Genomic DNA, 24137 nt, shown 5'->3' on the forward strand with positions numbered 1-24137 from the left:
ACGGCATCCATCCCACCACGCTCAGGAGGTTCATGTGAGAGCCGCAGTCAGCCGCAGAGTCGGCCAGATCGAGATCGAGGAGCTGCCGGATCCCCGGCCCCGGGCCGGGGAGGTGCGCGTTCGCCTGGTGAGTTCGGGCATCTGCCACACCGACGTCTCGGTCCTGGCCGGGCATCTGCCGTCACCGCGCCCGATCGTCCTCGGCCACGAGGGAGCGGGCATCGTCGACGAGGTCGGACCGGGCGTCGAGCACCTCGCGGTCGGAGACCACGTGCTCTGCTCGATCATCACCTCATGCCACGCGTGCTACCAGTGTCTGCGAGGGGAGTACGCGCTCTGCGAACGCGCCGTCGGCTTCTCCGGCACCATGCTCGACGGCACCACCAGGTTGCGCTCGCGCGACGAGGATGTGCACACCCTCTTCTGCCAGGGTTCGTTCGCCGAGTATGCGGTGGTGCCGGCATCGGCGGCGGTGAAGATCCGACCCGACGCGCCGCTCGAGAAGCTCGCCGGCCTGGGCTGCGCGTGGTCGACGGGCCTGGGGGCGGCGATCGTCCGCGCGGAAGTGCGACCCGGCAGCAACGTCGTCGTGATCGGCGCCGGCGGCGTCGGTCTCGCCGCGATGATGGGTGCGCGGGCGATGGGTGCGACCTCTGTCATCGCCGTGGATCTCGCGGAGCACAAGCTCGCGCGGGCTCGCGAACTCGGTCTCGCATCGCACACGATCTCCGTATCGGGACCGGAGGCTGTTGCAGCCATCCGCGACCTCACCGACGGCAGGGGCGCGGATTACGGATTCGACGCGGTGGGCGCGCAGGGCACGCTGGAGACGGCGCTGCAGGGCATCCGGCCCGGCGGGCTCGCAGTGGCCATCGGTGTCATGGATGCGTCGGTGACCGTCACGTCCGACCTGTTCGCGTTCCTGATGCAGAAGCAACTGACGGGTACGTACGCAGGATCGATCATTCCGCAGCGGGACATCCCCGCGTTCGTCGACCTCTACATGGACGGCCGACTGCCGCTGGACTCGGTCATCGACGCGACCTACGGGCTCGACGACGTCCCCAAGGCCCTCGGCCAACTGGCCGCCAACGAGATCACGAAGGGCGTGGTGTTGCTGTGAACGGACTCGACATGCAGATGTACGTCGACGGCCGGTGGCGCGACTCGACGTCCGGCGGACGGATCGACGTGGTCAACCCCGCCCGCGTCACGGAACTCGCGGGGTCGATCCCCGACGGGGCACCTGCCGACGTCGACCTCGCCGTCGCCGCCGCGAAAGCGGCGCAGCGCGACTGGGCGCGGCTACCGCTCGTCGAGCGGGCCGCCATGGTGGCCGACGCCGGTGCGCGACTGACGGCGATCGATCCCTCGGGCCCGGAGGTCCTGACCCGCGAGATGGGCAAGATCCTGGCGGAATCGATCATGGACTTCCAGTCCCCTCCATGGGGGTGGAAGCACTACCTCGACAACCTCGACGATCTGGCCGCGATCCTGACGGACAGCCGCGTCGACGACACCGGGCGGCTCGAGGTCAGGCGCCGACCGGTCGGGGTCGTGGGGGCGATCGTCCCGTGGAACTGGCCGATCGCGCTGCTCGGCGTCAAACTCGGTCCGGCTCTGCTCGCGGGCAACACGATCGTCGCCGTACCGTCTCCGTTCGCCTCGCTGGGGGTTCTCAAGGCGATCGAGGCGATCGGTGCGGCGCTGCCCGCCGGCGTGGTGAACGTCGTCACCGGGACCGGCGACCGGGTGGGGGCCGCGTTGAGTGCGCATCCCGACGTCGACATGATCGCGTTCACCGGGGGGCCCGAGGCCGGCCGGGCGGTCGCCCAAGCCCTCGGATCGCGGCTGCGCCGGGGAGTGTTCGAGTTGGGTGGCAACGATCCTGCCGTGCTGCTCGACGACGTGGTCGTCGACGACGAGCTGATCCGGAAGCTGGTTTCGGCTTTCACCGTCACCTCCGGGCAGGTCTGCTTCGCAGTCAAGCGGCTGTACGTGCACGAGACGCTGCTCGCGGAGGTGACCTCCCGTCTCGGCGAGGCACTGCAGGAGTTCGTGGTCGGTGACGGGCTGGATCCTGAGGTGACGATGGGTCCGCTCGCCAACGAGCGGCAGTTCAAGCGGTTCACCGCTCTGCTCGCGGAGGCGGAATCCTCTGGTGCCCAGGTGAAGTCCTTCGGTCGTGCGCGCGACAAGGCGTCGTGGGAGGGCGGGTACTTCCACCTGCCGACACTGGTGACGGGCGTCGCGGCGCAGGAGCGCATCGTCACCGAGGAACAATTCGGCCCTGCGCTGCCGATCCTCGGTTTCCGAACCGAGAGCGAGGCGATCTCGCTCGTGAACTCGACCCCGTACGGTCTGACCTCCAGCATCTGGACGGCGGATCCGAGCCGCGCCTGGAACATGGCCGGCGAGATCGATGCAGGCGTGACCTTCATCAACAAGCACGGCATGGCAGCGTTCGATCCGGGCGCGCCGTTCGGCGGGGTGAAGGCCAGTGGCTACGGGCGCGAGATGGGCATGGAAGGCCTGCTGGAGTTCACCTGGACCCAGCAGATCAGCGATCGACAGATCCTCGGATAGACCCGCGCCCGGACGGACACGGCGGCGCCGGGGGCGTTCGGTCCGGCGCCGCCGTAACCGCCCTGATCCTGGCGGTTTTCGGATTATGAACGACGAACACATTCGAACGGATGACATGGCATGGCACACTCTGACCTCGACGCTGATCCGCAACGGATGTACGAGCTGTTGGTGCAGCAGGTGACGTGGGAGGCGGAGGGCGTCGTCTCGATCCGGCTGATCGATACGAACGGCTCCGAGCTGCCGGCGTGGGCGCCCGGTGCCCACCTGGACCTCATCCTGCCCTCGGGCAAGGTGCGGCAGTACTCGCTGTGCGGGGATCCCGACGACCGCGCTGCCTACACGGTGGCGGTGCTGCGCGAGGAGCACGGCCGCGGCGGCTCACGGGAGATCCACGACAGCGCGCTGGTCGGCCGGACGATGTCGGTGCGCGGACCGCGCAACCACTTTCCCCTGGTCGACGCCCCCTCCTACCTGTTCGTGGCCGGGGGTATCGGCATCACGCCGATGCTCGCGATGGTCCGCGAGGTGCGGCGCCGGGGGGTGCCGTGGCGACTGGTCTACGGCGGGCGCAGCCGGTCGTCGATGGCCTTCCTCGACGAACTGGACCGCATCGGTGGGGGGAACGTCGACGTCGTCCCACAAGACTCGCACGGGATGCTCGATCTGGACGCGGTGCTCGCCGCGGTCCCTGGCGACTGCGTCATCTACTGCTGTGGGCCCGAGGGGCTGATCCGGGCGACCGAGGAGCGGGTCGATTCCCGATTCGCGCCGGACGCCCTGCATGTTGAGCGCTTCGGTGCGTCGTCGAGCAGTCAGTGCAGTGAGACGCCGGCCCCAGCTGAGAGCGCCGGCACGGGGTTCGAGGTCGAACTGCGTCGTACCGGCGCGGTGTTGGACGTGCCGCCCGAGCGAACTCTGCTCGACGTCGTCCGTGACTCTGTCCCGGACTTCCTGTCCGATTGTGAGGAGGGCTTCTGCGGAGCCTGCGAGGTGCGGGTACTCGAGGGCGAGCCCGAGCACCACGACCTACTGCTGTCCGACCGGGAGCGCGAATGCGGTGACCGGATGATGATCTGCGTGGGTCGCTCGAGGTCCCCGCGTCTGGTCCTCGACCTGTAGTCCGCCGCGCCCCTACAGATGGGAATAATCTTGGAATCCATAACATTTCCGGCGGTCGGCCGCGCGCGTGGCGCGGCGGGAGACTTCCGGTACGACGCAGGGGCGACGGCGCCCGCACCCGCCCGGGTGCGGCCACTCGACGAGATCGTGCGTGAGGTGGTGGAGCCGGGAGACCAGATCCATTTCCCGTGGCTCTCGACGCGCGCGTACGCGTCGCTGTTCGAGGTGCTCCGGCAGGTCAGATCGGGCCGACTGCGCGGGCTGACCGTCATCTCCGCGTCGCTGCGCGCGGAGGTCGCCCTCCTCGTCGCCTCCGGCGGAGTGGATCGGCTCGTCACCGCGTTCGCCGCCACCACGTATCCGGCGGTGCGGCCGAACACGATCCTGGCGCAGGCCATCCGGGACGGCGCGCTCGTCGTCGAGGAGTGGTCCATCCTGGCGCTGATCCAGCGGGTGCTCGCCGGCGCGCTCGGATGGCCGTTCGTGCCCGCGACGACGATGGATGGCACGGACCTGCCCGTCGTGCCCGGATCGCGGCCCGTCCGCAACATTGTCAATCCCTTCGATGAGTCGGACTGCTCGGTCATGCCGGCCCTGCGTCCGGATGTGGCGCTGATCCATTGCCCGGTCGCGGACTGGCACGGCAACGGCGTGGTGTTCCCGCCGTTCGCGGAAGACCTCCACACCGTCTATGCGGCGCGCAAGGGCGTCATTCTGACGGCAGACCACATCGTGTCGCCGGCCGATCTGCGGCGGTGGGCGGGCCACGTGAGGGTCCCTGCGGCCCGAGTTCGCGGGGTCGCGCAAGTCCCGTTCGGGGCGCACCCCTCGGCTTCCCCGGTCCCGATTCGGGTAGAGGGCGCCGCCGGGTACGGCGAGGATTACCGGTTTCTTGCCGAACTGGGGTGCCTGCGGACCCTCGAAGAGGCGGAGGAGTTCAGCCGGCGCTGGATCGACGTGCCGACCCGCGCACGCTACCTCGGCGAACTCGGTCGTGAGCGCATCGAGCACCTGATCGCGATGGACCTCGACGAGTCCTGGAGGATCGACGAACTCGATGCCGAACAGATCCCCGCGGAAACCGGCTCGGTGACCCTGGGCGAACGCCTCGCCGTCTCGGGTGCCCGCGCAATGGCGAACCTGGCGCGCGCGTCCGGCACCCGGACCGTGGTGGCGGGCGCCGGCGTGTCGCACCTCGCCGCTGCGCTGGGCCGGGTGACACTGCTGGACGACGAGCATGTCGTCGACCTGGTCTTCGAGAGCGGGGTGCTCGGCTATATCCCCAGACCGCACGACGCGACGCTCTCGAACACCCGCAACCTCCCCACCGCGCGTCACCTCAGCAGCGCGCTGGAGGTGCTTGGCATGCTGCTGCCGGCCACCCCGGACACCACGATCGCGGTGCTGTCGGCCGGGGTACTCGACAGCGATGGGAATGCCAACAGTAATCGCACGCCGTCCGGCCACTTCCTTGTCGGTGGCGGGGGGAGCACCGACATTGCGTCGCGGGTTCCGACGGTCGCCGTCGTTGCGGCCGACTCTCGAAAATTCGTGGGCATGGCCGACTTCACCAGCTATCACGGAGCGAATGTCGCGGTGATCGCCACCGACGTCGGGCATCTGAGTAAGTGCGACGGCGAGTACGTGCTGTCGGCGTGGTTCAAGGATGTCGCCGCCGGGGCCGACGAGGCGCTGGCCCGCGTGCGCGCGGTGACCGGATGGGATGTGCGGCTCGCGCCGGACGTCGAGCAGCTGGCGGCGCCGTGCACCGCGGAACTCGAATACCTCAGGGCCATTGACCCGGAGGGCAACCTGATCGGGTGAGCGCGGACTCGCCCGGTGATCGAAAACGCAAGGATGGGTCGGATGAACAGCGAGGACCGAGAACTCGTTCAGTTCGCGGTGAACTGGGCACCCTTCGGGGGCGCGCCCCCGGACGAGGTGTTTGTCACGTTCGGGATGACTGTGGACCGGTATCAACGCCGGCTGCGGGAGATCCTCCGCACCGCGCGGGCAACCGATTCGCCGACCGCGTCCGGACGGGCAGATATCGCTGGGCGAGCTCATAAACTGATGGAATCAGTTGAGCGACAGCGGATTCGCTGATCCATTTCGTTGACCGGTTTCGTGACATCGTGTACCTTCCAATCGGCAGGGTAAAATGCGATCGATATCACACCTACGCCACTCGGGTGGGTAGAGCTCCGAGCGATGCCGGCCGGCGAGCCAGGCGTCATCGCTGCCGGTCCGAGCCGACACGTAGGTGGACGGCGCGGTGCAGCGCGACCGCGGTCCGGTTGTTCCTCGGGGATCCGAGACCTTCTTCGGTGCATAACGTCATGTCGACAGAATGGAGTCATGAATGGCGCTCGATATTCACAACCCGGATGTCGAAAGTCAGGGTAGGGAACTGGTGCGGTCGGAGCCCACTTTTCTTCCGGATCCGCAGCCTGGGGAGCTGTGGTGTCCCCTCATCTCGGTGGACGATCACGTTCTCGAGCCGGCGGATATCTTCACCAGCCGAACAAGTGCGCGGTATCGCGATCTTGTTCCGTCGGTCGTCCCGGATCAGGACGGCATACCGTATTGGCGCATCGATGGCGACCGAGTTCCCATGCGTCTCACGATGTGTGGTGCGGTCGGTCGGCCGATCGAAGAGTGGAGTCTGGCACCTCAAAAGTACGAAGATTTCCGCCCCGGGGTGTGGGATGTTCATTCCCGGATAAAGGATATGGATCTCAACGGGGTGTATGCATCTCTGAACTTTCCGTCATTCATCTGGGGGTTTGCTGGGAAGCGGTTGAGCGGGATGCGCGATCGGGAGGTTGGTCTGGCTTCCGTCCGGGCGTACAACGACTGGATGCTCGAAGAATGGTGCGGTGCCTATCCGGACCGATTCATCTCCTGTCAATTGCCCTGGCTCCTCGACCCGGAGGTGGCGGCATCGGAGGTGAGAAACAACAAGGAACGTGGCTTCCAATCGGTGACATTCTCGGAGAATCCCGAGGGGCTGGGTCTTCCGTCGCTCTACTCCGAATACTGGGATCCGTTCTTTCGTGCATGCGAAGAGACCGAGACCGTGATCAACCTGCACGTGGGGTCCTCGGGGTCGATTTGCCAACCGAGCGTGGCATCGCCTGCAGATGTGACGGTTGCGCTTTTTCCGTTGAACTCCGTCCAGGCAGTGGTCGATTGGATTTTCTCTCGGATCCCTCTGCGGTTTCCGCGTCTGAAGATCGTACTCTCCGAATCCGGCGTCTCATGGGTGCCGATGATCATCGAGCGACTCACTCGTTCCTACCGACAGGCTGCCAGTTCGAAGACGTGGAGCCCGTCGGATCCGAACCCGGTCGACATCCTGCGACGCAACTTTTGGTTTACGTCCATCGAAGATCCGGCGGCGTTCCGGATGCTCGACATCATCGGCGCCGACAGAGTCATGGTCGAGACAGATTATCCGCATGCCGACTCCTCGTGGCCGGAGTCGCAAGACCTGTTCAGTCGGGACATGAAGTCGCTACCTCGGGACACGGTCGAGAAGCTCTGCTTCCGGAATGCGAGTGCGCTCTACCAGCACCCTCTCCCTCCTCAGGCGCTGATCGATTCCTCGAGCATCGCCCACTCCTGATCTCGAGTATCGGAAGCGACACTCTTCCTCCCTTCCAGGAGCAGTCAATGATGCACACTCTCGACCTGCCGGATCCGCCGACATTTCAGTCTGTCGCTGAAGAACGAAATCACAGGAAAGTGCGCCTTGCCGCAGCGTTCAGGGTCTTCAGCAAGTTCGGATTCGACAACGGAGTTACCGGACATATCACTGCCCGCGATCCCGAGCACACCGACCACCTCTGGGTGAACCCGTGGGGGATGTCCTTCGGCCACATTCGCGCATCGGACCTGTGCCTTATCGATGGGACCGGACAATTGGTCGAGGGTGTAGGTCCCGTCAATCCGGCAGCAATCACGATACATGCCAGTGTGCACGACGCGAGACCTGATGTGGTCTGCGTTGCCCACAGTCACTCGTTGTATGGGAAAACCTGGTCCGCATTCGGCCGGAAGTTGGAGCCTATCACGCAGGACGCGTGTGCCTTCTACGAAAGGCACTCCGTTTTCGATCAGTACAATGGCGTCGTGCTGGAGGACGACGAAGGTCGTGCCCTCGCGGAAAGTCTGGGTGAGAATCGCGCTGCAATTCTCAAAAATCACGGCATACTTACGGCCGGGGCAACGGTTGACGAAGCCGCATGGTGGTTCATCTCCCTCGAACGATCCTGTCAGGCGCAGCTCCTCGCCCTAGCCGCCGGAAAACCGGACGTGATTCCTGCCGGGACTGCGCGGCAGGTCGCCGCGCTCTACGATCAGCGTGCTGGTTGGTTCAATTTTCAGCCAATACTCGCGCGAATCATGCGAGAGCAGCCCGACCTGGCTGAGTAAATCGCCGAAGTTCAATATCGGTGCCCGAGGTCATTCGTCCACGCGCCGGTCGGTGACTACGGCCTGCCGAACCGTCCACCCGTCTGCGCATTGCGCTAGAGGGTCACCCAACGCAAGCACATTTCTCATTCCTCCGGAATGTAATACGAAAGGTGATGTAATGCGCACACGCTTTCACGTCAGTAGACTTACTTGCGGGCTCACTGCCGCTGCGGTCGCCCTCACGCTCGCCGGCTGCGGTGCTGCCAGTAACGCCGAGTCGCAAAGCGATGTCATCAGACTCGGTGAGACGAGTGGAATCAGCGGGCCGGCCGGGGGGTACGGCAAGGCACTGAGTGAAGGCCAGCAGGCGATCTTTCGGGCAGTCAACGACGCCGGGGGCGTGAACGGGAAGAAGATCGAACTGACACTGCTCGACGACGGCCTCGATGTGGCCCGCGCAGTGCAAAACGTCCGAAAGCTCTTGACAGACAAAAATATAGCGATCGTCGGTGGCTCGGGCTCGGGCTCGATCGATGCAATTGTCCCGGTTCTGGACAAAGCGGGCGTTCCTCTCCTCTTCCCGGCGAAGTCGAGTCCGTCGTTTGTGAACACGGTGGTGCCGCAGGCCTTCGCGCTGGTCCCCACCTTTCCCGACCAGGCGCATGCTGTGGTGTCCGCCGCCTTCCAGAAGACAGGCGCCGGCAGCGTCTTCCTCGTCCGCACGGTATCCGACCAGAACGATGCCATTCTTGCGAAGGTCGAGACAGCCGTGCGCGATGGTGGCGGCGCATTTCTCGGCACGGCAATCGTGCCTTTCGGCGCCGACGTGACGCCGGTAGCCCTTCAACTCGCCGAGGCGCGACCGGATTATGTGGTGTTCACCTCCGCTCCCGCAGAAACCACCAAGATCGTCAATTTCCTTTCTGGTAAGAATATGCTGCCCAAGAAGGCGATCCTGGGTACGAGCTCGCTGCCTGGTAACACCTTTTTGCAAGGGACCCCCCCGAGTGCGCACGGTCTACTGTTCAGCCTGGCAATTACCAAGCCACCTGCGGACCCGAGCGCAGCCGAGTGCCTGGAAGCGGTCGAAAAGTACTACCCCGGCGCGGAGGTCGACACAGTGACCACGTTCGGGTGCGCGATCGCGCAAACGGTGGTCGCGGGACTCGAGATGGCCGGACCCAACCCGAGCAGCGAGAGCCTGGCCGATGCGTTTGCCTCCATGCGGGACCATCAGACCAGTCCTCTCATCCCGCCCGTAACGTTCTCTCGAGATTCGCACATGGGCCTGACGTCATTGCCGGCGGTCACTGTCAAGGACGGTGTGTACGAGGCAGTCGAATCGGTCAGCGTACCGGTTCTGCAGTGATGCTTACCCGATAGCCCCTGGAGGTGTCATGAGTCTGTTCTTGGAGACGGTTCTGAGCGGCGTCACTGTCGGCATGCTGTACGGCCTGATGTCGTTTGCGATGGTTGTGCTTTTCAAGACAACCGCGACAGTAAATTTCGCCCAGGGAATGATGGGCACGGCAGCTGTCTTCGTCGCCTTGACTGTAATGGTCGAGTTCGGCGCCTCCCTTGTCGTGGCCGTCGTGATGGGGCTGTTGTCCAGCACAGTCTTGGGCGTGGTCACCTTCTACGCCGTCATCCGTCCCAAGCCGAGGGCGGACAAGACGAATGTGATCATCAGAACGCTGGCCCTGTCGCTCGTACTCGCCGCATTCATAGACCGATTCAAGGGAGTCGGCCAACCATTTCAGTTTCCACAGCTTGTGACCTCCGGCAGCTTCGGCATTCTTGGGGTTCGCATCGACTATTCCCTGATGGAAACGGTCGCCGTGGCAGCGATTCTCCTCGGTGGCTTCAGCCTCTTCTTCAGATTCTCCGGCGCTGGTCTGCTGCTTCGCGCGGTGGCAGAATCCCGCGAAACGGTCAGGTTGCTCGGCGTCCGGAGCGACCGATTGTGTGCGATAGCCTGGGGGATCAGCAGCTTCTTGGCCGCAATCGTAAGCCTCATAGCTGCCAACCACGCCTACGTCTCGACATTCATGCTCGAGGGCTACTTGCTCTATGCCTTTACGGCAGCGATCGCTTTCGGGCTCACGAGCCTGACCGGGGCGGTCATCGGCGGCGTCAGCGCAGGTATCGTCAGTAATGTAGTGGCAACCTACTTTGGGCCCGACGCGGCCAACCTCGTCATCTTCGTGGCACTCATCACCGTCCTGGTCATTCGTCCCCAGGGAGTTTTCGGAGAGCGGAGCGTACATCGTGTTTGAGCACTCGATACCGCGACAGCAGCGAAGGTCCCCTTATCGGTACTGGGGCCTGTCCGCGACACTCGTAGCGCTTGCATCCCTCGGGATGATCGTTCGTGACCCCTCGTGGCAGTACATTCTTATACTCGGTATAGCATGGGGCACCGTGGCCGTCGGGATGAACCTGTGGCAGGGGCACCTCGGCGAGATCTCGTTCGGCCATGGCGCCTTGGTCGCCGTTGCCGCGTATACCTGGACAGTCGCGAGGACCGCGGGGATGTCTCCGTTTCCGGCGCTCGTTGTCTGCCTGGGCGTCACCCTGGTTGCGTGCGGGATCATTGCGCTGGCAGTGGTTCAACTTTCTCATTTCGGTTCGGCAGTGGCCACGTTCTTTCTGGCGTTTGTCGTGGCGGCCGGCCTACAGTCGAGTGCGTTCGTCAGTCTTACGGGTAGTCAGTCTGGTCTGCTGGTTCCGGAGCTCCTCGTTCTCGGCGTCGACCTCGGAAATGGCGCTGGGCTGTATTTTCTTGCGCTCTGCTTCTTGGCGGTCGTTCTCTTCACCTCCTCAAATTTCGGCAGTGGAAGGCGCGGGCACGAGCTACGGTTGATACGCTCGAGCGAGCAGGTTGCTTCCTTGCTGGGAGTCAGGGTCAAGCACGCTAAATGGACCGCGTTTGTCTTTACAGGACTCGGTGCAGCGTTGGCAGGAATTGTGATCTCCCAAGGGCTTACGGTGATCACCCCAGATTCGTTCGGGGTGGCGGCGTCCATCACGCTGGTCGCGATGGTTGTCGTGGGTGGGCAAGGAACCTTGTCGGGCCCATTGCTCGGTGGGCTGTTCTTCGCAGTGTTGCCTGCCGTGTTTCACGGCGCTCCTGAGAACCAGGCCCTATACGCAAGCATCACCTTCCTTGTCTTTGTCGTGCTGGCTCCGGCAGGGATTCTGGGTGCGCTGTCGAAGTGGAGTGGTGGAGTTCACTTGTGGGGGGAAGGCACTGTCGCGCGGCGAGCACCCGAGCGTTCCGGCACTGCGGTGGACATGACCGGCGATCTCGATAGCGCTGACGCCGGCGAGCCCTCATCCCAGGATCTCGATCGTACGGCGCTGGGCAGGGGCCAGAATTCTGCGGAAGATACCGCGACTGCAAGGACCGAGGTCGCCGCGATCGAGCTTGCCGGCGTTGGTGTCGCTTTTGATGGGGCGCAGGTACTTCATGGAGTCGATCTCGCGGTAGGGCACGGTCGGATCCATGCTCTGATCGGTCCAAACGGTGCCGGTAAGACAACGTTGATCAACACGGTCACCGGCCTGCTCCGACCGACAAGTGGCGAGATCAGGATCAACGGTCGCGAAACCACCACGATGTCGCCACCAGAAATCCGTGCGTCGGGAGTCGGACGCACCTTTCAGAATCCCTCGCTCGTTGATGACTTGTCCGCGGTAGAGAACGTTGCCCTAGGTCTTTTGCATCAGCACCGTCGCTGGCTGCTGGTGGATCTGTTGCGCCCGACGCTTGGCCGAAAAACGGATGCCGATATTCGAACCAGGTGCGAGGAGGCCTTGTTTCTCGTCGGCGTGTCCGAGTCTGTGTGGAACAAGAGGGCAGATGAAATCTCTCTGGCTGACAGGAAACTGGTCGACCTGGCCAGGTCCTTTGTGTCGGAGCCGAAGGTCTTGTTGCTCGACGAACCCACAGCCGGACTGGGTGAACATGAGATCCACTGTGTGGAGAATGCGATTCGAAAACTACGCAGCAGTGGGAGAGTCACGATTCTACTCGTCGCCCACCATATTGCGTTCGTGCGGCGAGTAGCCGATACCGTCATGGTACTGGACGGCGGGGAGGTTTTGGCCTCCGGAGAACCAAATCACGTCACACGCGACGAGCGGGTACTGGAAGCCTTCGTCGGCAAGCCCGTCGAACTGCCGGACCCGGAGCGTGAATCGGACTCCAACCCAGTCCAGTCAACCGCGGTCCGCGGGGCTGAGTCAGGTGGCGCCCAATCTTCCTCGACGAACCCTCAGGCGGAATCGCTCAGCGTGAATCTGTCGTCACAAGGCTTGGTGGTTACCGACCTGACAGTCGGATACGGACCCACGCGCGTTCTCGACAAGGTTTCCCTGCATGTCTCCCGCGGAGAACTCGTCGGCCTTACAGGCAGGAACGGCGCGGGAAAGACGACGCTACTACGCGCACTGTCCGGAGTGATCCCCCGCGGAGACGGTCTTGTCACCATGGACTCGACGCCGGTTCCTTCGTCGCCAGTGGCGGCGGCCAGATCTGGGTTGATCCACGTACCCGAGGGCCGGGGCGTAGTCGGATCGCTTTCTGCGCTGGCCAATCTGCAGGTCGGCGCCTTGGCGGTCGGCCACAGATTGACGAATGAGGACCTAGACCAGATTTTGGACCGGTTCCCGGGACTCAGACCCCTGTTGGATCGCCCCGCAGGGCTATTGAGCGGCGGTCAACAACAGATGCTGGCGATAGCCCGGGGACTTGCCGCCGAACCTTCCATTCTGATGGTGGACGAACTCAGTCTGGGGCTATCGCCCAAGGCGACAAGCGAAGCGCTACAGGTGTTGTCGGCCCTGGCCCGCGAAAACGGCGAGGGTGTGCTTGTCGTCGATCAGAATATCCAGACGCTTTCGAGTGTTTGTGATCGGTTGTACGTCCTGAGGGATGGGTCTGTCGTCGAACTCGAGGGAGACGCCGGATCGATTCACCAGTTGCAGGATGTCTATTTCTAACCTCGATGCCGGTAGGCGTCGTTTCCGAAGGGGGCGGGTCTGTCAACCTGAAAGACTCCGACGACCGCGCTCGGATCTTGGAGTTGGTAGATCGCTGTGACGTGCTGTTGGAGGGATTCCGCCCCGGTCTCGCTGAGCGCCTCGGCATCGCTCCTGACGAGTGGCGGACAAGGCCGGCCACTACATCAACTACGTCGCGCTCACCGTCGCCCCTACTACCCACCATCGGCCGTACCGACGGGCGGTCGGCACCGCCCCCGAACGTCGTGGGGATTACGGTGGCGGTGTGACGGAGGGTGGCGGGTTCGAGCCGACGCAGCCGGCGTCGGGTCGGCCGGAAGCGCCGCGGCCGCGGAGGGGTGACGGTGCTGGTGCTGGCCGTTGCTCGGCCTCCCGGGGAGGGCGTAATCGTCCAGTATCGGGTCGGGGCGGACGGCAGGTCCAGCGCCAGTGCCTGACCGCCGGATCGGGGTCTATGTCTTGTTTGCCTGCCCCGATCGGTGGGCCCACACCGATCGAGGGAAAGTGCATCAGCGCTGGGCACCGACTACGAGAGCGCGATCGGCGTCTACGAAGATCGGCACCCCCAGATGGACACCCATCATGTCGCGCTCATCGACGAATATGAGTGGTCACTCGTGGATTCCGCTTCGTCGTCGCCGTGCCGGCCGTCCCAGTCTGCGGAACGAGTTCGCCGGATATCTCCATGCCTGGGTTCGACTACGGATAAGACTCCACTTCCGCTGTCTACGAGGAACTGCGGGCATTGGGGTACTGCAGGAGCTGCACCACCGTCCGCGACCACCTACGGCTACGACGTAAGGTCGGAGTGCCCCGCTCGGAAGGTCGGTGCCGAAGGTCCGGCGGATCGTGTTCTTCGAGACTGCGCCCCGATGACCTGACCGCCGACGAGCAGATCGGGCTCGAACAGGTCCTCGCCGGCTGCCGGCATCTCGAGGTCACCGTCGCCCAGGTCACCGCCGCCGCCGAGATGCTCACCCACGGCCTCGGCGAGAACGTGGTGCACTTGGATGGCGTCGGTCGAAGCGGATGACTGCCGCAGCTGCACCGGGTGTCCGCAACGGGCTGAGTCTCGTCTTGCAGTTCCGGAGCGGTCGAAGGCCACGTCGACCGCATACGGCGATATCCTGAGGCCACGCCTCACGAGGTGGGGTCATGGAGGAACGTGCGCTGGTTGTGCCGTCGGGACCGGTGCACGGGAGTAGCGAGTCGACGGAGTGAGTAGCTCGTACCGATGGGTGACCGGGATCGGTTCGATAAGCAGCGGTATCCGCCGCCACCGGCCGCGGAGTTGGCCGATGCCGGGTTCGACGAGGTCCGGGAGATCGGCCGCGGCGGGTTCGGGGTGGTCTACCGTTGCGCCCAGGCGGAGCTGGATCGCACGGTGGCGGTGAAGGTGCTCACCGTCGACCTCGACGAGGAGAACCGGGCGCGGTTCCTCCGGGAGCAGCGGGCGATGGGGCGGCTGACCGGGCACCCGAACATCGTCAACATCCTGCAGGTCGGCGCCACCGCCAGCGGCCGGCCCTACCTCGTGATGCCGTACCACCCGCAGGATTCTCTCGACGCGCGGATCCACCGGCACGGGCCGCTGCCGCTGGATCAGGCACTGCGGCTCGGGGTGAAGATGGCCGGTGCACTCGAGACCGCGCACCGGCTCGGCATCCTGCACCGCGACGTCAAGCCCGCAAACGTCTTGCTCACCGAGTACGGCGAACCGCACCTGGCCGACTTCGGTATCGCGCACATCGCCGGCGGTTTCGAGACCGCCACCGGCGCCGTCACCGGATCGCCCGCCTACACCGCGCCCGAGGTGTTAGGCGGGGAGCCGCCGAGTGCGGCCGCCGACATCTACGGTCTGGGCGCCACCGTGTTCAGCGCGCTGACCGGCCATGCCGCGTTCGAACGCCGCAGCGGGGAGCAGGTGGTCGCGCAGTTCCTGCGGATCACCACGCAACCGGTGCCGGACCTGCGCGAGCACGGGATCCCCGACGACGTGGCCGACACCATCGCCCGGGCGATGGCCCGCCAGCCCGGTCGACGTCCGGGCACCGCCGCCGCCTTCGGCGAGGAACTGCGCGCCCTGCAACGCACCCACGACCTCCCGGTCGACGAGATGGCCCTGCGCGCCGACGCCGACGCCGAGGACGTCGAGGCCGGGGAGGACGCGGAGGCCGGGGAGGACGCGGAGGTCGGGGGCCTCGGGCCGGGGCCGAGCGGCCGGCGCCGGATCCCGGCACCCGCCATACCGGGCGCAACGGGCAGTCTTCCCCTGGAGCTGACCAGTTTCGTCGGCCGCCGCCACGAGCTCACCGAGGCGAAGAACCTGCTGGCCGGCTCCCGGCTGGTGACGTTGACCGGGATCGGCGGGGTCGGCAAGACCCGCCTGGCGATGCGGGTGGCGGCGGCGGTGCAGCGCGACTACGCCGACGGGGTGCGGCTGGTCGAGCTCGGGGAGCTGCACGACCGCGCGTCGCTGCTCGAGGCGGTGGCTGCGGCGGTGGGGCTGCGGGACCAGTCGGGCAGGCCGGTGCAGGAAGTGCTGCTCGAGTTCCTCGCCGTGCGGCAGGTGCTGGTGGTGCTCGACAACTGCGAGCACGTGATCGACGCGGTCGCCGACCTCGCCGACCTCCTGCTGCGAACGTGTCCTCGGCTGCGGATCCTGGCCACCAGCCGCGAACCCGTTGCCGTCGGCGGGGAGGCGGTGCTCGCTGTCCCGCCGCTGACGGTCCCGGATCCACAGCAGCCGCCCTCGATGCGGGAGTTGCCCCGATACGATGCGGTGAAAATGTTCGCCGACCGCGCCGCGGCCGCCGTTCCCGGTTTCGTGCTCACCGAGGACAACGCGGCGACGGTGGCGCGGATCTGCCACCGGCTCGACGGGTTGCCGCTGCCGATCGAGTTGGCCGCGGCCCGGCTGCGGGCGCTCTCGCCGGAACAGATCCTCGACCGACTCACCGACCGCTACACCCTGCTCACCCGCGGCAGCCGGGGTGCGCCGACGCGGCAGCAGACGCTGCGGTGGTGTATCGACTGGAGTTTCGAGTTGTGCACCGCCGTCGAGCAACGGGTGTGGGGTCGGGTGGCGGTGTTCGCGGGCAGCTTCGACCTCGACGCCGCGGAGCAGGTGTGTGGTGTGGGTCTGGCCCCCGGCGAGGTGCTGGACACGCTGACCTCCCTGGTGGAGAAGTCGATCCTGGTCCGGGAGGAGGCCGGGTCGGTGGTGCGGTTCCGGATGCTCGAGACCCTCCGGGACTACGGCTACGAGAAGCTCGAGCAGACTGGCGAGGACCTGGTCGTGCGTCGCCGGCACCGGGACTGGTACGAGGCGTTGGCGCGCGCCGCGGAGGCCGAGTGGATCAGCGCCCGCCAGCTCGACTGGATCGCCCGCCTGAAGCGGGAACAACCGAACCTGCGCGAAGCCCTCGAATTCAGCATCGCCGACGATCCTGCCGCCGGACTGCGTATCGCCGCCGCACTGTTCTCGTTCTGGATCTCTCAGAGCCTCTATCACGAGGGGCGGCGCTGGTACGACCAACTGCTCGCCCGCCAGGACGGCCCACCTACCCTCGAACGGGCCAAGGCGCTCTACTGTGCCAGCGTAATGGCCAACGTCCAAGGCGACATCCATGCCGGGACCACACTCGTCGAGCAAGGACACACGCTCGCTGCGCAGACCACCGACCCCCTGGCGCGCGCGTTCGTGTCCTTCGCCGACGGAAGGCTCGGACTCCTCAGCGGTGATTTCGAACATGCCCGTTCTCACCTCGAATCCGCACTTGCACAGTTCAGTGAACGCGGCGATCGGACGCTCGAGGTGACTGCGCTGACCGCACTGGGGACGGCCTATGAACTGTCCGGCCTGAGAGAGGAGGCACTCGAATGCCATGAGCGGGTCCTCGCGATCACGAAAACGCACGGCGAGACGGTGCATCGATCGTATGCGCTGTGGGCCTTGGGAATTATCCTGTGGCAGCAGGGTAATGCACGTCGTTCGGCGCAGTTTCTCGAGGAATCACTGGAGCTGTCCCGGCAGGTGCGCAGTCCCCACGTCGTTGCAGCCTCCCTCGAGGCGCTGGCCTGGATCAGCGTCGACCAACGCGATGCACGTCGGGCTGCAGTTCTGATGGGAGCTGCGGACGGGTTGGCGCAGGCGATCGGCAGTTCCCCGATCATTCACTCCCATCTGGTTGCTTACCACGAAGAATGTGCCCAGAAAACCCGGCAGAAGCTCGGGGGCAACGCCTTCAGCGCGGCATACCGCCAAGGTGAGCAATTCGGCTTCGACGCGGCCATCGCCTACGCCCTGCGCGAGCACCCGCCGGCCGACTCCCCGCCCGGCACCGAGGCGTCGGCGCGACTGACCAAGAGGGAACGCCAAGTCGCCGACCTGATCGGCGAAGGCCTGACGAATCAGGCCATCGCCCGTCGCCTGGTGATCTCCCCTCGCACGGCACAAGGCCATGTGGAGCACATCCTGGCCAAACTCGGATTCACCTCCCGGGCCCAGGTCGCGGCTTGGGTCACCGAGCAGACGCACGACTAAGTGGCATGTCGGGCAAACCTTGACTGAGTAATGCGGCTACACGGTCCAGGATCGTTGAGGCGGGGACAATTCGTCTTCAGGTCGGCGCGGGGTCTCGCCAGCGCGTGTAGGAGCGATGGCGGCGTGTGGTCCGGCATGGCCGCGGTGAACAGGTCCGTCCAGCGCGAAGGAGCGCGGGGCCGCGAACTGAAGTCGTCGATCACCACATACAACTTCTTCCCGGGTCGGAGTGCTCGCACAGTCTCGAGGAAGTCGCGGAACGCGCAGGGGCGTTGCATGGGCGGACCGGTAGTACCTGACAGTCCAAGACACCCCGCTTCCTAGCTCTTGTGAGGACCGATCGGTATGCACCGGACTGTGCCGCGCAAGGGATGTGTGAGCGGTGACCTCTGAAGCATTCGACGGTCAGCTTTACACCTCACGGTCGTGAATGGATGCAATCGACACAGAATAGTGCTGTGAAATAATCGCTTTCGGTGTTGGTCATGCCGCGGCAATCGATACTTGGCGGACACGGAGTCCGATGACTCCGCCCCTAGTGACGATCGGGCGGTGCGAAAAGGTATGCCGGAGTGCGGCCGTCGCCCTTCGTTTCGTACCGACCAGTTTCCTTCCTCTGAAGAAAACAGGTATGCCGCTAGGTACTACGGCCGTTGCCTGGCCGCGATAGGCGGGACATGGTGTGACATGTCTCACCAGATCGACCGAAGGTCCATCCGATGCCCTACCGACACCGATCTCCGGTGACCCGAGCCGACGGTCACCACACAGCCATACACTGGTCCACTGTTCGCGTCGACGCCCGGGTGGAGGTGTGCGGCGTTCTCGGACGAGGATCCCCGGCGGTCTTCGTTCCCGGATGGGGTTTGACGCCCTGGATCTACCGTCACGCCTTGGCCCGGCTTGCCCGGAGCTGTCGGGTCTATGCCCCGGCGATCCCGGGGTTTTCGGGAGTGCCGGACCGTCCACTCGATGAGCGGACCGTGGCGGACTGCGCCGCCTGGCTCGGTCGGTTCCTCGGCGCTGCCGGGCTCGGTCCGGTGACCTTGGTCGGGCATTCGTTCGGCGGGGCGCTGGCGATCCGGGCCGCCCATGATCTTCCTGATCAGGTGGCGCGACTGGTTCTCGTCAACTCCGTCGGGGCAGGGGCGCGGCCGGACGTCAATGGTGCGACGCCCCCGCTCGGTGACGGACCCCTGTGGGAGCGGGGCGCTGCGGCGCTGGGGGACGCGCTGTCGCTGCGGATGCTCGCCCCGACCACGTGGCCTCGTCCCACCATTACCAGTCGTCACGACGTCGGGGATCCGGCAAGTGTAGGGCGCACCGACCCCACCGCCCGGGGTGGGGACCTGACCGCTGAGCTGCACCGGCTCGCGCAACGACGTCTACCGGTAGCGCTGGTGTGGAGCCGGGGCGACCGCCTGATATCGCGTGCGAGTGTCGAATCGCTCGGCGCCTGCCTGGGGGGACCGCCGGTGTTCACCGTCGCGGGAGGACACGGGTGGCCGATCACCGACCCGGAGTGTTTCGGTCACACGATGCGCACCGCCTTGGACCGGCTCCCCACCGAGGTGGCGTCGTGAGCGCCGGTCTCGCCCGTCGCGGGTGCGAGACCACGCGATTCGGCCGGCTCGTCATCTGGAAGTGCCGGGGTTGCGCCGCGTTGCTCGCACCCCTGACCGGGCGCTGTCCCTCGTGCGGCGCCGGCACTCTCGAGCCCATCTCCTCGGCCGGCGCGGGAGTGATCGTCTCGTGCCGGGTCGTCGATCGCACCCCCGACCCGGTGTGCGGCGCGCCCTGCCCGTCGATCATCGCCATCGTCGCACTCGACGAGGGCCCCTGGGTCTATTCATGGATCGACGGCGATGTTCCGGTGCCCTCCGAGCGGCCGGTACGGGTGCGGTTCCGGTCCACGCAGCCAGGCGAGCGATTCCCGATCTTCGTACCCCGCGACCCCGAGTGACCTCCGCTCCTGCCTGAACCTGAAAAACATTGCTGAAAAGCAGTACTGGGAGGAGACATGAAGGGGTCAACTCCTCGCCGAAGCTTGTGTCGTTGCCGTCCCTGTTTCGTGACGTAGGGCCGGACCTGGGTCGGACAGCGCCTCGTCATCGCCCGCTGGTGGACAGCAATTTCCCTCCGGCACAGCATGATGCACGCGTCCGGAAAGGGCAGCCGTCTCGGGCGTGATGCCGACGAGAGGCTGACAGCCGGGGTTGTTCGCGATCTGGGCGTCCCGTCGGCGACGTGTTCTCGGTGACGCCGCCACGCTCGTACCGACTGCGCCGACGTCCCGGCATCGCCTCGATGGCATCCGCGCCGTCCGAGACGCCGTGCATCGCATCGAAGGGGCGCGACGAAGAGCTCTGCACCACGCGGACGGCTGCACCCTCGTCGAGGATGCCGGCAGGCCCCCGGGCGGTGCCCGGTGGTCTCGGCCGTGACCGGACACGGTATCGGCATCGGCCGGGGCGCACGGAACCGACGATCGGGAGGGGGCATCGCGATCGGGAGGCGAACACATGCACGCAATGACGAAAAACATTAACAGTCAGGGTATTCCAGGTTTCGAGGCCGGGATGTTCCCAAGAGGCACGCGCGTGCTTGGCGGATCCCGTCGAGTGCGACTTCCCACCGAACGAGCGCAGTACCGATATCCCCGAGCGCCCCCGCGGGAGGGAAGGTCCGGCGCAAGGCGCGGATCGACGCGTAGTCCCGCTGGATCGTGGACTGGGGGACCGGCTCACCCCAGGCCTCATCGCTGGTCTTCGATGCGCCACCGATCGCCACCGCGGCCGCACACGCCGACCCACCACGGCGTTCGGGTACACCCGGCGATCGCCTCTGCACCTGAGATCATGGCTCACGGGCCGTGAACTGGATCGGAGTTTCGTCGGGCCCGGGCCCTGTGTACCTCCTTGTACCGGCTGATTCTCGACAGGCACCCCGGGGCGGCCGAGCCTAGTACCGGCGGGCCGCGTAGAACGGCATCGAGCCCAGTGGCGCCTGTTTCACCGACTGCCCGGCGGTGGGGGCGTGGACGACCGTGCCGTTCCCAGCGTAGAGCCCGACATGCTGCGCTCCGTTGAACAAGACGAGATCGCCGGGCTGCAGGTGTGCCCGATCCACCGGTTGTCCCCCGTCGAGCTGGTCGTAGGTGGTGCGCGGCACGCCGACGCCGACCTGCTGGTACGCCCACTGGACCAGGCCCGAGCAATCGAACGCATCCGGCCCCGCCGCACCCCAGACGTACGGTGAGCCGATCTTCGACTCGGCCGCGGCGAGCGCCCGCACACCGTGGGTCGACGGCGACGGCGACGGCGACGGTGGAAGTGCGGGTGCCGTGTCGGGGAGGGGCGCAGGGTGGGGAACCGGGAGAGGTGCAGGGGTAGGCACCGGAGGAAGCGCCGGTGCCTGGGGGATGTCGAACGTCCCGATCCCGGGGATCGTGATCGGCTCCGCTGCGGCAGGTGACGCCGGAAGCAGGCATGCTGCCACCGTCACACCCCCGGCGATCAGCAGTCCTTTGGTCGAGACCTGCAGGCGGTTGCCCCGACGCACTCTGTGCTTGGCCATGAAATGGAGTCCTTCGTGTCATGCGATGTCCGAGGGATGGAGGTGCCGCTCGGACGGAACACTCCATAACATTCCGGTCACGAACGAGGCGGACAACGGCCGATCGGCCCATACACCTACCTGGTTCGGTGATGCGGGTAGATCACGAACCGGGCCTACCTCCCCCGGCACCGACGGTCGGGCCACCCACGCTGAGGTATGTCGCCACCCCGGAACTCGTCACGCCGGAATCGGTCGGTGAGTCGGCGGGCATGGGTCCCACTCAGGGTCCGAAACCGGATGCTACGCAGGGTATCCCGGTGTCTTCTCGGGGCGTACCGCACCGGGTGCCCGGGCCGGAACCATGGACCGGATGAAGTGGCCGATCTCGGCGATGGCCCGCCGGGATTCGGGCAGCAGATCGGCCGCGGCCTGGAACACGTGCACCTGGCGGTCCCAGATCTGCAGCTCGCAGTAGCTGCCGGCCGCGGCGAGCCGGTGTGCCATGGTTTCGGCGTCCGGCAGCAGCAGCTCGTCCGACCCTACCTGGATCAGTGTCGGGGGCATGCCGCGCAGATCGTGCTCGATCGGGCACAGCCGGGCCCGGGTGTGGGGGCCGGTCGCCCGGTGGGCCTCGAGGCGCCGGGCGAGTCGGGACAGTTCCGCCGCGGCGGTGGCGGGTAGGAGGGCGCACCGGTCCGCGTTGGGGTGTGCCAGTTTGCGGGCCGGATCCAACTCGGTCAGCGGGGAGAGCGCCACGACGGCTGCGGGTGCGGGCAGGCCCTCGTCACGGAGCCGCAGCGGCACCATGAACGACAGGTAGCCGCCGGCGGAGTCGCCGGCGATCACGATCTGCTCGGGCCGGTAGCCGGTGGCCAGGAGCAGACGGTACCCGTCGATGCTGTCGTCGACGGCGTCGTCGATCGTATGGGTGGGCAGCATCCGGTAGTCGACCATCAGCACCGGTGCCTGTGCCTCGGCGGAGAGGCGGGAGACGAGACGCCGGTGCGTGCGCAGGCCACAGCACAGAAACGCCCCGCCGTGCAGGTAGAGGACGACACGGTCGGCACCGACGTCCCGGGCCTGGACCCAGAGCGCGCCGCAGTGCGGCAGCGTCGCGGGTCGGCACCGGGTGCCCTCGATCGGCGGCAGCAGGTTTCCGACGGATTCGATCAGGTTGGTCGGCCACGGCAGTCCGGACGCGCGCGCCCACAGGGAGAGCACCGGGCGCAGAGTCAGCTGGAGCGATCGCGCCAGCAGTTGCGCCTGCACGCTGGCTCCGGGGAAGTGCCGCCGGTGCACCGTGGCCGGCCGGTGGGGAACTCCTTGCGTGTCATGCGTAGCGCATTCGTCGAGATCACCGGGTTCCAACGGTGGGGTGGTCGTCACGAGGGTCCTCACATCAGTTCGTTCTTGCGCCCCCGGACGGGTCGGGCACGCGTGGGCCGGGGGACTATGCACGCTGCCGAGGTGGAGTCCGACTCGGCGTGCACATATCTCCTGAGGCGTCGGCACACCGGCGGTGCCGACGTCGGGGTCTGGACACGGTGCCGGTCCGGGGGCGCACGCACCGAGAACGACTGCCGGGACGATCGCGGCATCTGCCCGGTCGGCGCCCAGCGAGACCGGACGTACTGTTTCGGAGCATGGCGGTCTCGCCGGCCGGGGGGTCCGCTCGCGGCGTGGGGCGTGCTGCAGACCGCTCTGCCGCGGGGAGCGCTCATGCGTACCGGGCCGCGGCCCGGACGGAGCCGTCGTGTGCAGTTCGGTCCAGTGCGTTCCACGCGGTCCGGTAGCGCTTGACGGTCATCTCGTCCGCGCCCGCGAGCAGGGCGTCCAACAGGGAGGAGGGATTGTTCTGCCAGCAGCGCACCGCCTCGGCGACGGCGCGGTTGGTGAACAGACCCGAGCGGGCCAGCGCAACCCGCCACTCGTCGAAGACGCCGCGATGGATCTGTTCGACGGTGTCGTAGTCGAATCCCTCGGCGACGAAATCGCGGGAGAACGCCGCCGTGACATAGTCCCCCCAGCTGGACGATTCTGCCGTCATCGGTGCGGGCCCCTTTCCGTGCAGTCCACGCGACGGGTCCATTCCGAAGGGCGACGACGAACGGTGTCGGAGCCGCCAGGGGACCCGGCCTGCGCGGTATGTGTGAGGTCATATGGTTGCCCGCCGTGGGGCCCGAGGGCATCGGCCGAACGACCCGGAGGGATACCTGTCTTCCCACCCACATAGCCCTGGACCGGGGTGGGCGGCGGATCGTTCACCCGTCCGAGGCTGGTTGGGTGCGACCGCGGACCCGGAGGAGCAGACAGGTGACACCGCCATCGACGGCCTGGGGGCGACAGCTGTCCCTGCCCCCGTGCATCACCACGGGCGGTCGCGATGAGGTGGGTGCTCCCGGCATTCCGCGGTGTGCGCGTGCCGAAACCTCTCGAGGGCCAACGGTTTCGGCTCGAGGTCGGTGCCGTTGCCGATCGCGTGGGTAGGCTCGGCGCACTGCCGCATTGGCAGGTTTCTGTGACCCTGCCCAGGTAGGCACCGAGCGTGGCGCCGAGCCGCTTGCGTGGGGCGGTTCCCGCGGATCCACCTGGCGCGGGGCGATGGCCGGCGCGCGGGCCGGGTCCTCGGTCGTACGCACGTGCAAGGGCCCGCACCGCACCGACGAGGCAGCCGCGGCCGTCGATCACCTCGTCCGCGTCGCCGTCGCCGTCGCCGTCGCCGTCGGAGTCTCCACCGTCCAACAGGAAGTCGACTAGTAGGACTTTGTTAGGTTCACCACTTCTTGTTGTGGGGACTCGAGATTCGGCGTGGTGTTCGAGACGATAACCGGGTGGATGCCGCAGCCCTGACCGATGTCGGTGAACGTCTCGATGCGTTCGT

The 24137-nt window shown here is 66.2% G+C and carries 19 protein-coding genes; 15 read left to right on the forward strand and 4 right to left on the reverse strand.

The genetic code is table 11. The annotated features are described in order from the left end of the window. Nucleotides 1-34 precede the first annotated feature (34 nt). The 11 genes from ACWPOB_RS03345 to ACWPOB_RS03395 all read left to right on the forward strand — a co-directional run bounded on the left by ACWPOB_RS03345 (nucleotide 35) and on the right by ACWPOB_RS03395 (nucleotide 13421). Entirely contained in the window at nucleotides 35-1123 is a 1089-nt protein-coding gene (locus ACWPOB_RS03345; RefSeq protein ID WP_100055333.1) for an alcohol dehydrogenase catalytic domain-containing protein, read from the forward strand. Then, nucleotides 1120-2586: an aldehyde dehydrogenase family protein gene (locus ACWPOB_RS03350; protein ID WP_455399884.1), complete on the forward strand. Its 1467-nt coding sequence runs from the start codon at nucleotides 1120-1122 to the stop codon at nucleotides 2584-2586. The genes ACWPOB_RS03345 and ACWPOB_RS03350 overlap by 4 nt, the downstream gene beginning before the upstream one ends. A 120-nt stretch (nucleotides 2587-2706) precedes the next feature. Next, nucleotides 2707-3708 (forward strand): PDR/VanB family oxidoreductase, encoded by a 1002-nt coding sequence (locus tag ACWPOB_RS03355; protein ID WP_455399885.1) that lies wholly within the window; start codon nucleotides 2707-2709, stop codon nucleotides 3706-3708. Nucleotides 3709-3726: 18 nt separating this feature from the next. Then, complete coding sequence (locus ACWPOB_RS03360) at nucleotides 3727-5532, forward strand: CoA transferase (RefSeq protein ID WP_100055336.1); 1806 nt, start codon at nucleotides 3727-3729, stop codon at nucleotides 5530-5532. Between the two features lie 42 nt (nucleotides 5533-5574). Beyond that, nucleotides 5575-5814: a hypothetical protein gene (locus tag ACWPOB_RS03365; protein WP_100055337.1), complete on the forward strand. Its 240-nt coding sequence runs from the start codon at nucleotides 5575-5577 to the stop codon at nucleotides 5812-5814. Nucleotides 5815-6070: 256 nt separating this feature from the next. Then, the gene (locus ACWPOB_RS03370; RefSeq protein ID WP_100055338.1) at nucleotides 6071-7336 is read left to right on the forward strand and encodes an amidohydrolase family protein; all 1266 of its coding nucleotides are present in this window, start codon (nucleotides 6071-6073) and stop codon (nucleotides 7334-7336) included. A gap of 47 nt (nucleotides 7337-7383) precedes the next feature. Next, complete coding sequence (locus tag ACWPOB_RS03375; protein ID WP_455399886.1) at nucleotides 7384-8145, forward strand: class II aldolase/adducin family protein; 762 nt, start codon at nucleotides 7384-7386, stop codon at nucleotides 8143-8145. Between the two features lie 160 nt (nucleotides 8146-8305). Next, the gene (locus ACWPOB_RS03380) at nucleotides 8306-9496 is read left to right on the forward strand and encodes an ABC transporter substrate-binding protein (protein ID WP_100055339.1); all 1191 of its coding nucleotides are present in this window, start codon (nucleotides 8306-8308) and stop codon (nucleotides 9494-9496) included. Between the two features lie 28 nt (nucleotides 9497-9524). Continuing rightward, nucleotides 9525-10403 (forward strand): branched-chain amino acid ABC transporter permease, encoded by an 879-nt coding sequence (locus ACWPOB_RS03385; RefSeq protein WP_455399887.1) that lies wholly within the window; start codon nucleotides 9525-9527, stop codon nucleotides 10401-10403. An 85-nt stretch (nucleotides 10404-10488) separates the two neighbouring features. Next, the gene (locus ACWPOB_RS03390) at nucleotides 10489-13131 is read left to right on the forward strand and encodes an ATP-binding cassette domain-containing protein (protein WP_455399888.1); all 2643 of its coding nucleotides are present in this window, start codon (nucleotides 10489-10491) and stop codon (nucleotides 13129-13131) included. A gap of 5 nt (nucleotides 13132-13136) precedes the next feature. Beyond that, nucleotides 13137-13421 carry a CoA transferase gene (locus ACWPOB_RS03395; protein WP_455399889.1) on the forward strand — a complete coding sequence of 95 codons (285 nt, stop codon included), beginning with the start codon at nucleotides 13137-13139 and terminating at the stop codon, nucleotides 13419-13421. Nucleotides 13422-13942: 521 nt separating this feature from the next. Here the strand turns inward: ACWPOB_RS03395 and ACWPOB_RS03400 are convergent. After that, a complete protein-coding gene (locus tag ACWPOB_RS03400) occupies nucleotides 13943-14158 on the reverse strand; it encodes a hypothetical protein (RefSeq protein ID WP_455399890.1) in 216 nt (71 codons plus the stop codon). Nucleotides 14159-14386: 228 nt separating this feature from the next. Here ACWPOB_RS03400 and ACWPOB_RS03405 point away from each other — a divergent pair, with 228 nt between their 5' ends. The 3 genes from ACWPOB_RS03405 (at nucleotide 14387) to ACWPOB_RS03415 (ending at nucleotide 19661) form a co-directional block, all read left to right on the forward strand. Then, nucleotides 14387-17698 carry a protein kinase domain-containing protein gene (locus ACWPOB_RS03405; RefSeq protein ID WP_455399891.1) on the forward strand — a complete coding sequence of 1104 codons (3312 nt, stop codon included), beginning with the start codon at nucleotides 14387-14389 and terminating at the stop codon, nucleotides 17696-17698. A gap of 719 nt (nucleotides 17699-18417) precedes the next feature. Next, nucleotides 18418-19281, forward strand: a complete 864-nt coding sequence (locus ACWPOB_RS03410; protein WP_455399892.1) for an alpha/beta fold hydrolase — start codon at nucleotides 18418-18420, stop codon at nucleotides 19279-19281. Next, nucleotides 19278-19661 (forward strand): Zn-ribbon domain-containing OB-fold protein, encoded by a 384-nt coding sequence (locus tag ACWPOB_RS03415; protein WP_100056535.1) that lies wholly within the window; start codon nucleotides 19278-19280, stop codon nucleotides 19659-19661. Before ACWPOB_RS03410 ends, ACWPOB_RS03415 begins: the two co-directional genes overlap by 4 nt. Nucleotides 19662-20659: 998 nt before the next feature. Here the strand turns inward: ACWPOB_RS03415 and ACWPOB_RS03420 are convergent. The 3 genes from ACWPOB_RS03420 to ACWPOB_RS03430 all read right to left on the reverse strand — a co-directional run bounded on the left by ACWPOB_RS03420 (nucleotide 20660) and on the right by ACWPOB_RS03430 (nucleotide 23303). After that, a complete protein-coding gene (locus ACWPOB_RS03420) occupies nucleotides 20660-21274 on the reverse strand; it encodes a C40 family peptidase (protein ID WP_455399893.1) in 615 nt (204 codons plus the stop codon). A 282-nt stretch (nucleotides 21275-21556) separates the two neighbouring features. After that, nucleotides 21557-22525, reverse strand: coding sequence for an alpha/beta hydrolase (locus tag ACWPOB_RS03425; protein WP_455399894.1), 969 nt, complete (start codon nucleotides 22523-22525; stop codon nucleotides 21557-21559). A 448-nt stretch (nucleotides 22526-22973) separates the two neighbouring features. After that, nucleotides 22974-23303 carry a hypothetical protein gene (locus ACWPOB_RS03430; protein ID WP_455399895.1) on the reverse strand — a complete coding sequence of 110 codons (330 nt, stop codon included), beginning with the start codon at nucleotides 23301-23303 and terminating at the stop codon, nucleotides 22974-22976. 458 nt (nucleotides 23304-23761) lie between these two features. Between ACWPOB_RS03430 and ACWPOB_RS03435 the strand changes: the two genes are divergently transcribed. Next, the gene (locus ACWPOB_RS03435; protein WP_455399896.1) at nucleotides 23762-24013 is read left to right on the forward strand and encodes a hypothetical protein; all 252 of its coding nucleotides are present in this window, start codon (nucleotides 23762-23764) and stop codon (nucleotides 24011-24013) included. Nucleotides 24014-24137: the final 124 nt, after the last annotated feature.

Source organism: Rhodococcus sp. 2H158 (genome assembly GCF_053764755.1).

Excerpts from the sequence above, each read along its gene's own strand:
- ACWPOB_RS03430 (WP_455399895.1), bottom strand. The coding sequence starts at position 23,303 with ATGACGGCAGAATCGTCCAGCTGGGGGGACTATGTCACGGCGGCGTTC.
- ACWPOB_RS03410 (WP_455399892.1), top strand. The coding sequence starts at position 18,418 with ATGCCCTACCGACACCGATCTCCGGTGACCCGAGCCGACGGTCACCAC.
- ACWPOB_RS03385 (WP_455399887.1), top strand. The coding sequence starts at position 9,525 with ATGAGTCTGTTCTTGGAGACGGTTCTGAGCGGCGTCACTGTCGGCATG.
- ACWPOB_RS03370 (WP_100055338.1), top strand. The coding sequence starts at position 6,071 with ATGGCGCTCGATATTCACAACCCGGATGTCGAAAGTCAGGGTAGGGAA.
- ACWPOB_RS03365 (WP_100055337.1), top strand. The coding sequence starts at position 5,575 with ATGAACAGCGAGGACCGAGAACTCGTTCAGTTCGCGGTGAACTGGGCA.
- ACWPOB_RS03355 (WP_455399885.1), top strand. The coding sequence starts at position 2,707 with ATGGCACACTCTGACCTCGACGCTGATCCGCAACGGATGTACGAGCTG.
- ACWPOB_RS03395 (WP_455399889.1), top strand. The coding sequence starts at position 13,137 with ATGCCGGTAGGCGTCGTTTCCGAAGGGGGCGGGTCTGTCAACCTGAAA.
- ACWPOB_RS03390 (WP_455399888.1), top strand. The coding sequence starts at position 10,489 with ATGATCGTTCGTGACCCCTCGTGGCAGTACATTCTTATACTCGGTATA.
- ACWPOB_RS03360 (WP_100055336.1), top strand. The coding sequence starts at position 3,727 with ATGGGAATAATCTTGGAATCCATAACATTTCCGGCGGTCGGCCGCGCG.
- ACWPOB_RS03375 (WP_455399886.1), top strand. The coding sequence starts at position 7,384 with ATGATGCACACTCTCGACCTGCCGGATCCGCCGACATTTCAGTCTGTC.
- ACWPOB_RS03420 (WP_455399893.1), bottom strand. The coding sequence starts at position 21,274 with ATGGCCAAGCACAGAGTGCGTCGGGGCAACCGCCTGCAGGTCTCGACC.
- ACWPOB_RS03380 (WP_100055339.1), top strand. The coding sequence starts at position 8,306 with ATGCGCACACGCTTTCACGTCAGTAGACTTACTTGCGGGCTCACTGCC.
- ACWPOB_RS03405 (WP_455399891.1), top strand. The coding sequence starts at position 14,387 with ATGGGTGACCGGGATCGGTTCGATAAGCAGCGGTATCCGCCGCCACCG.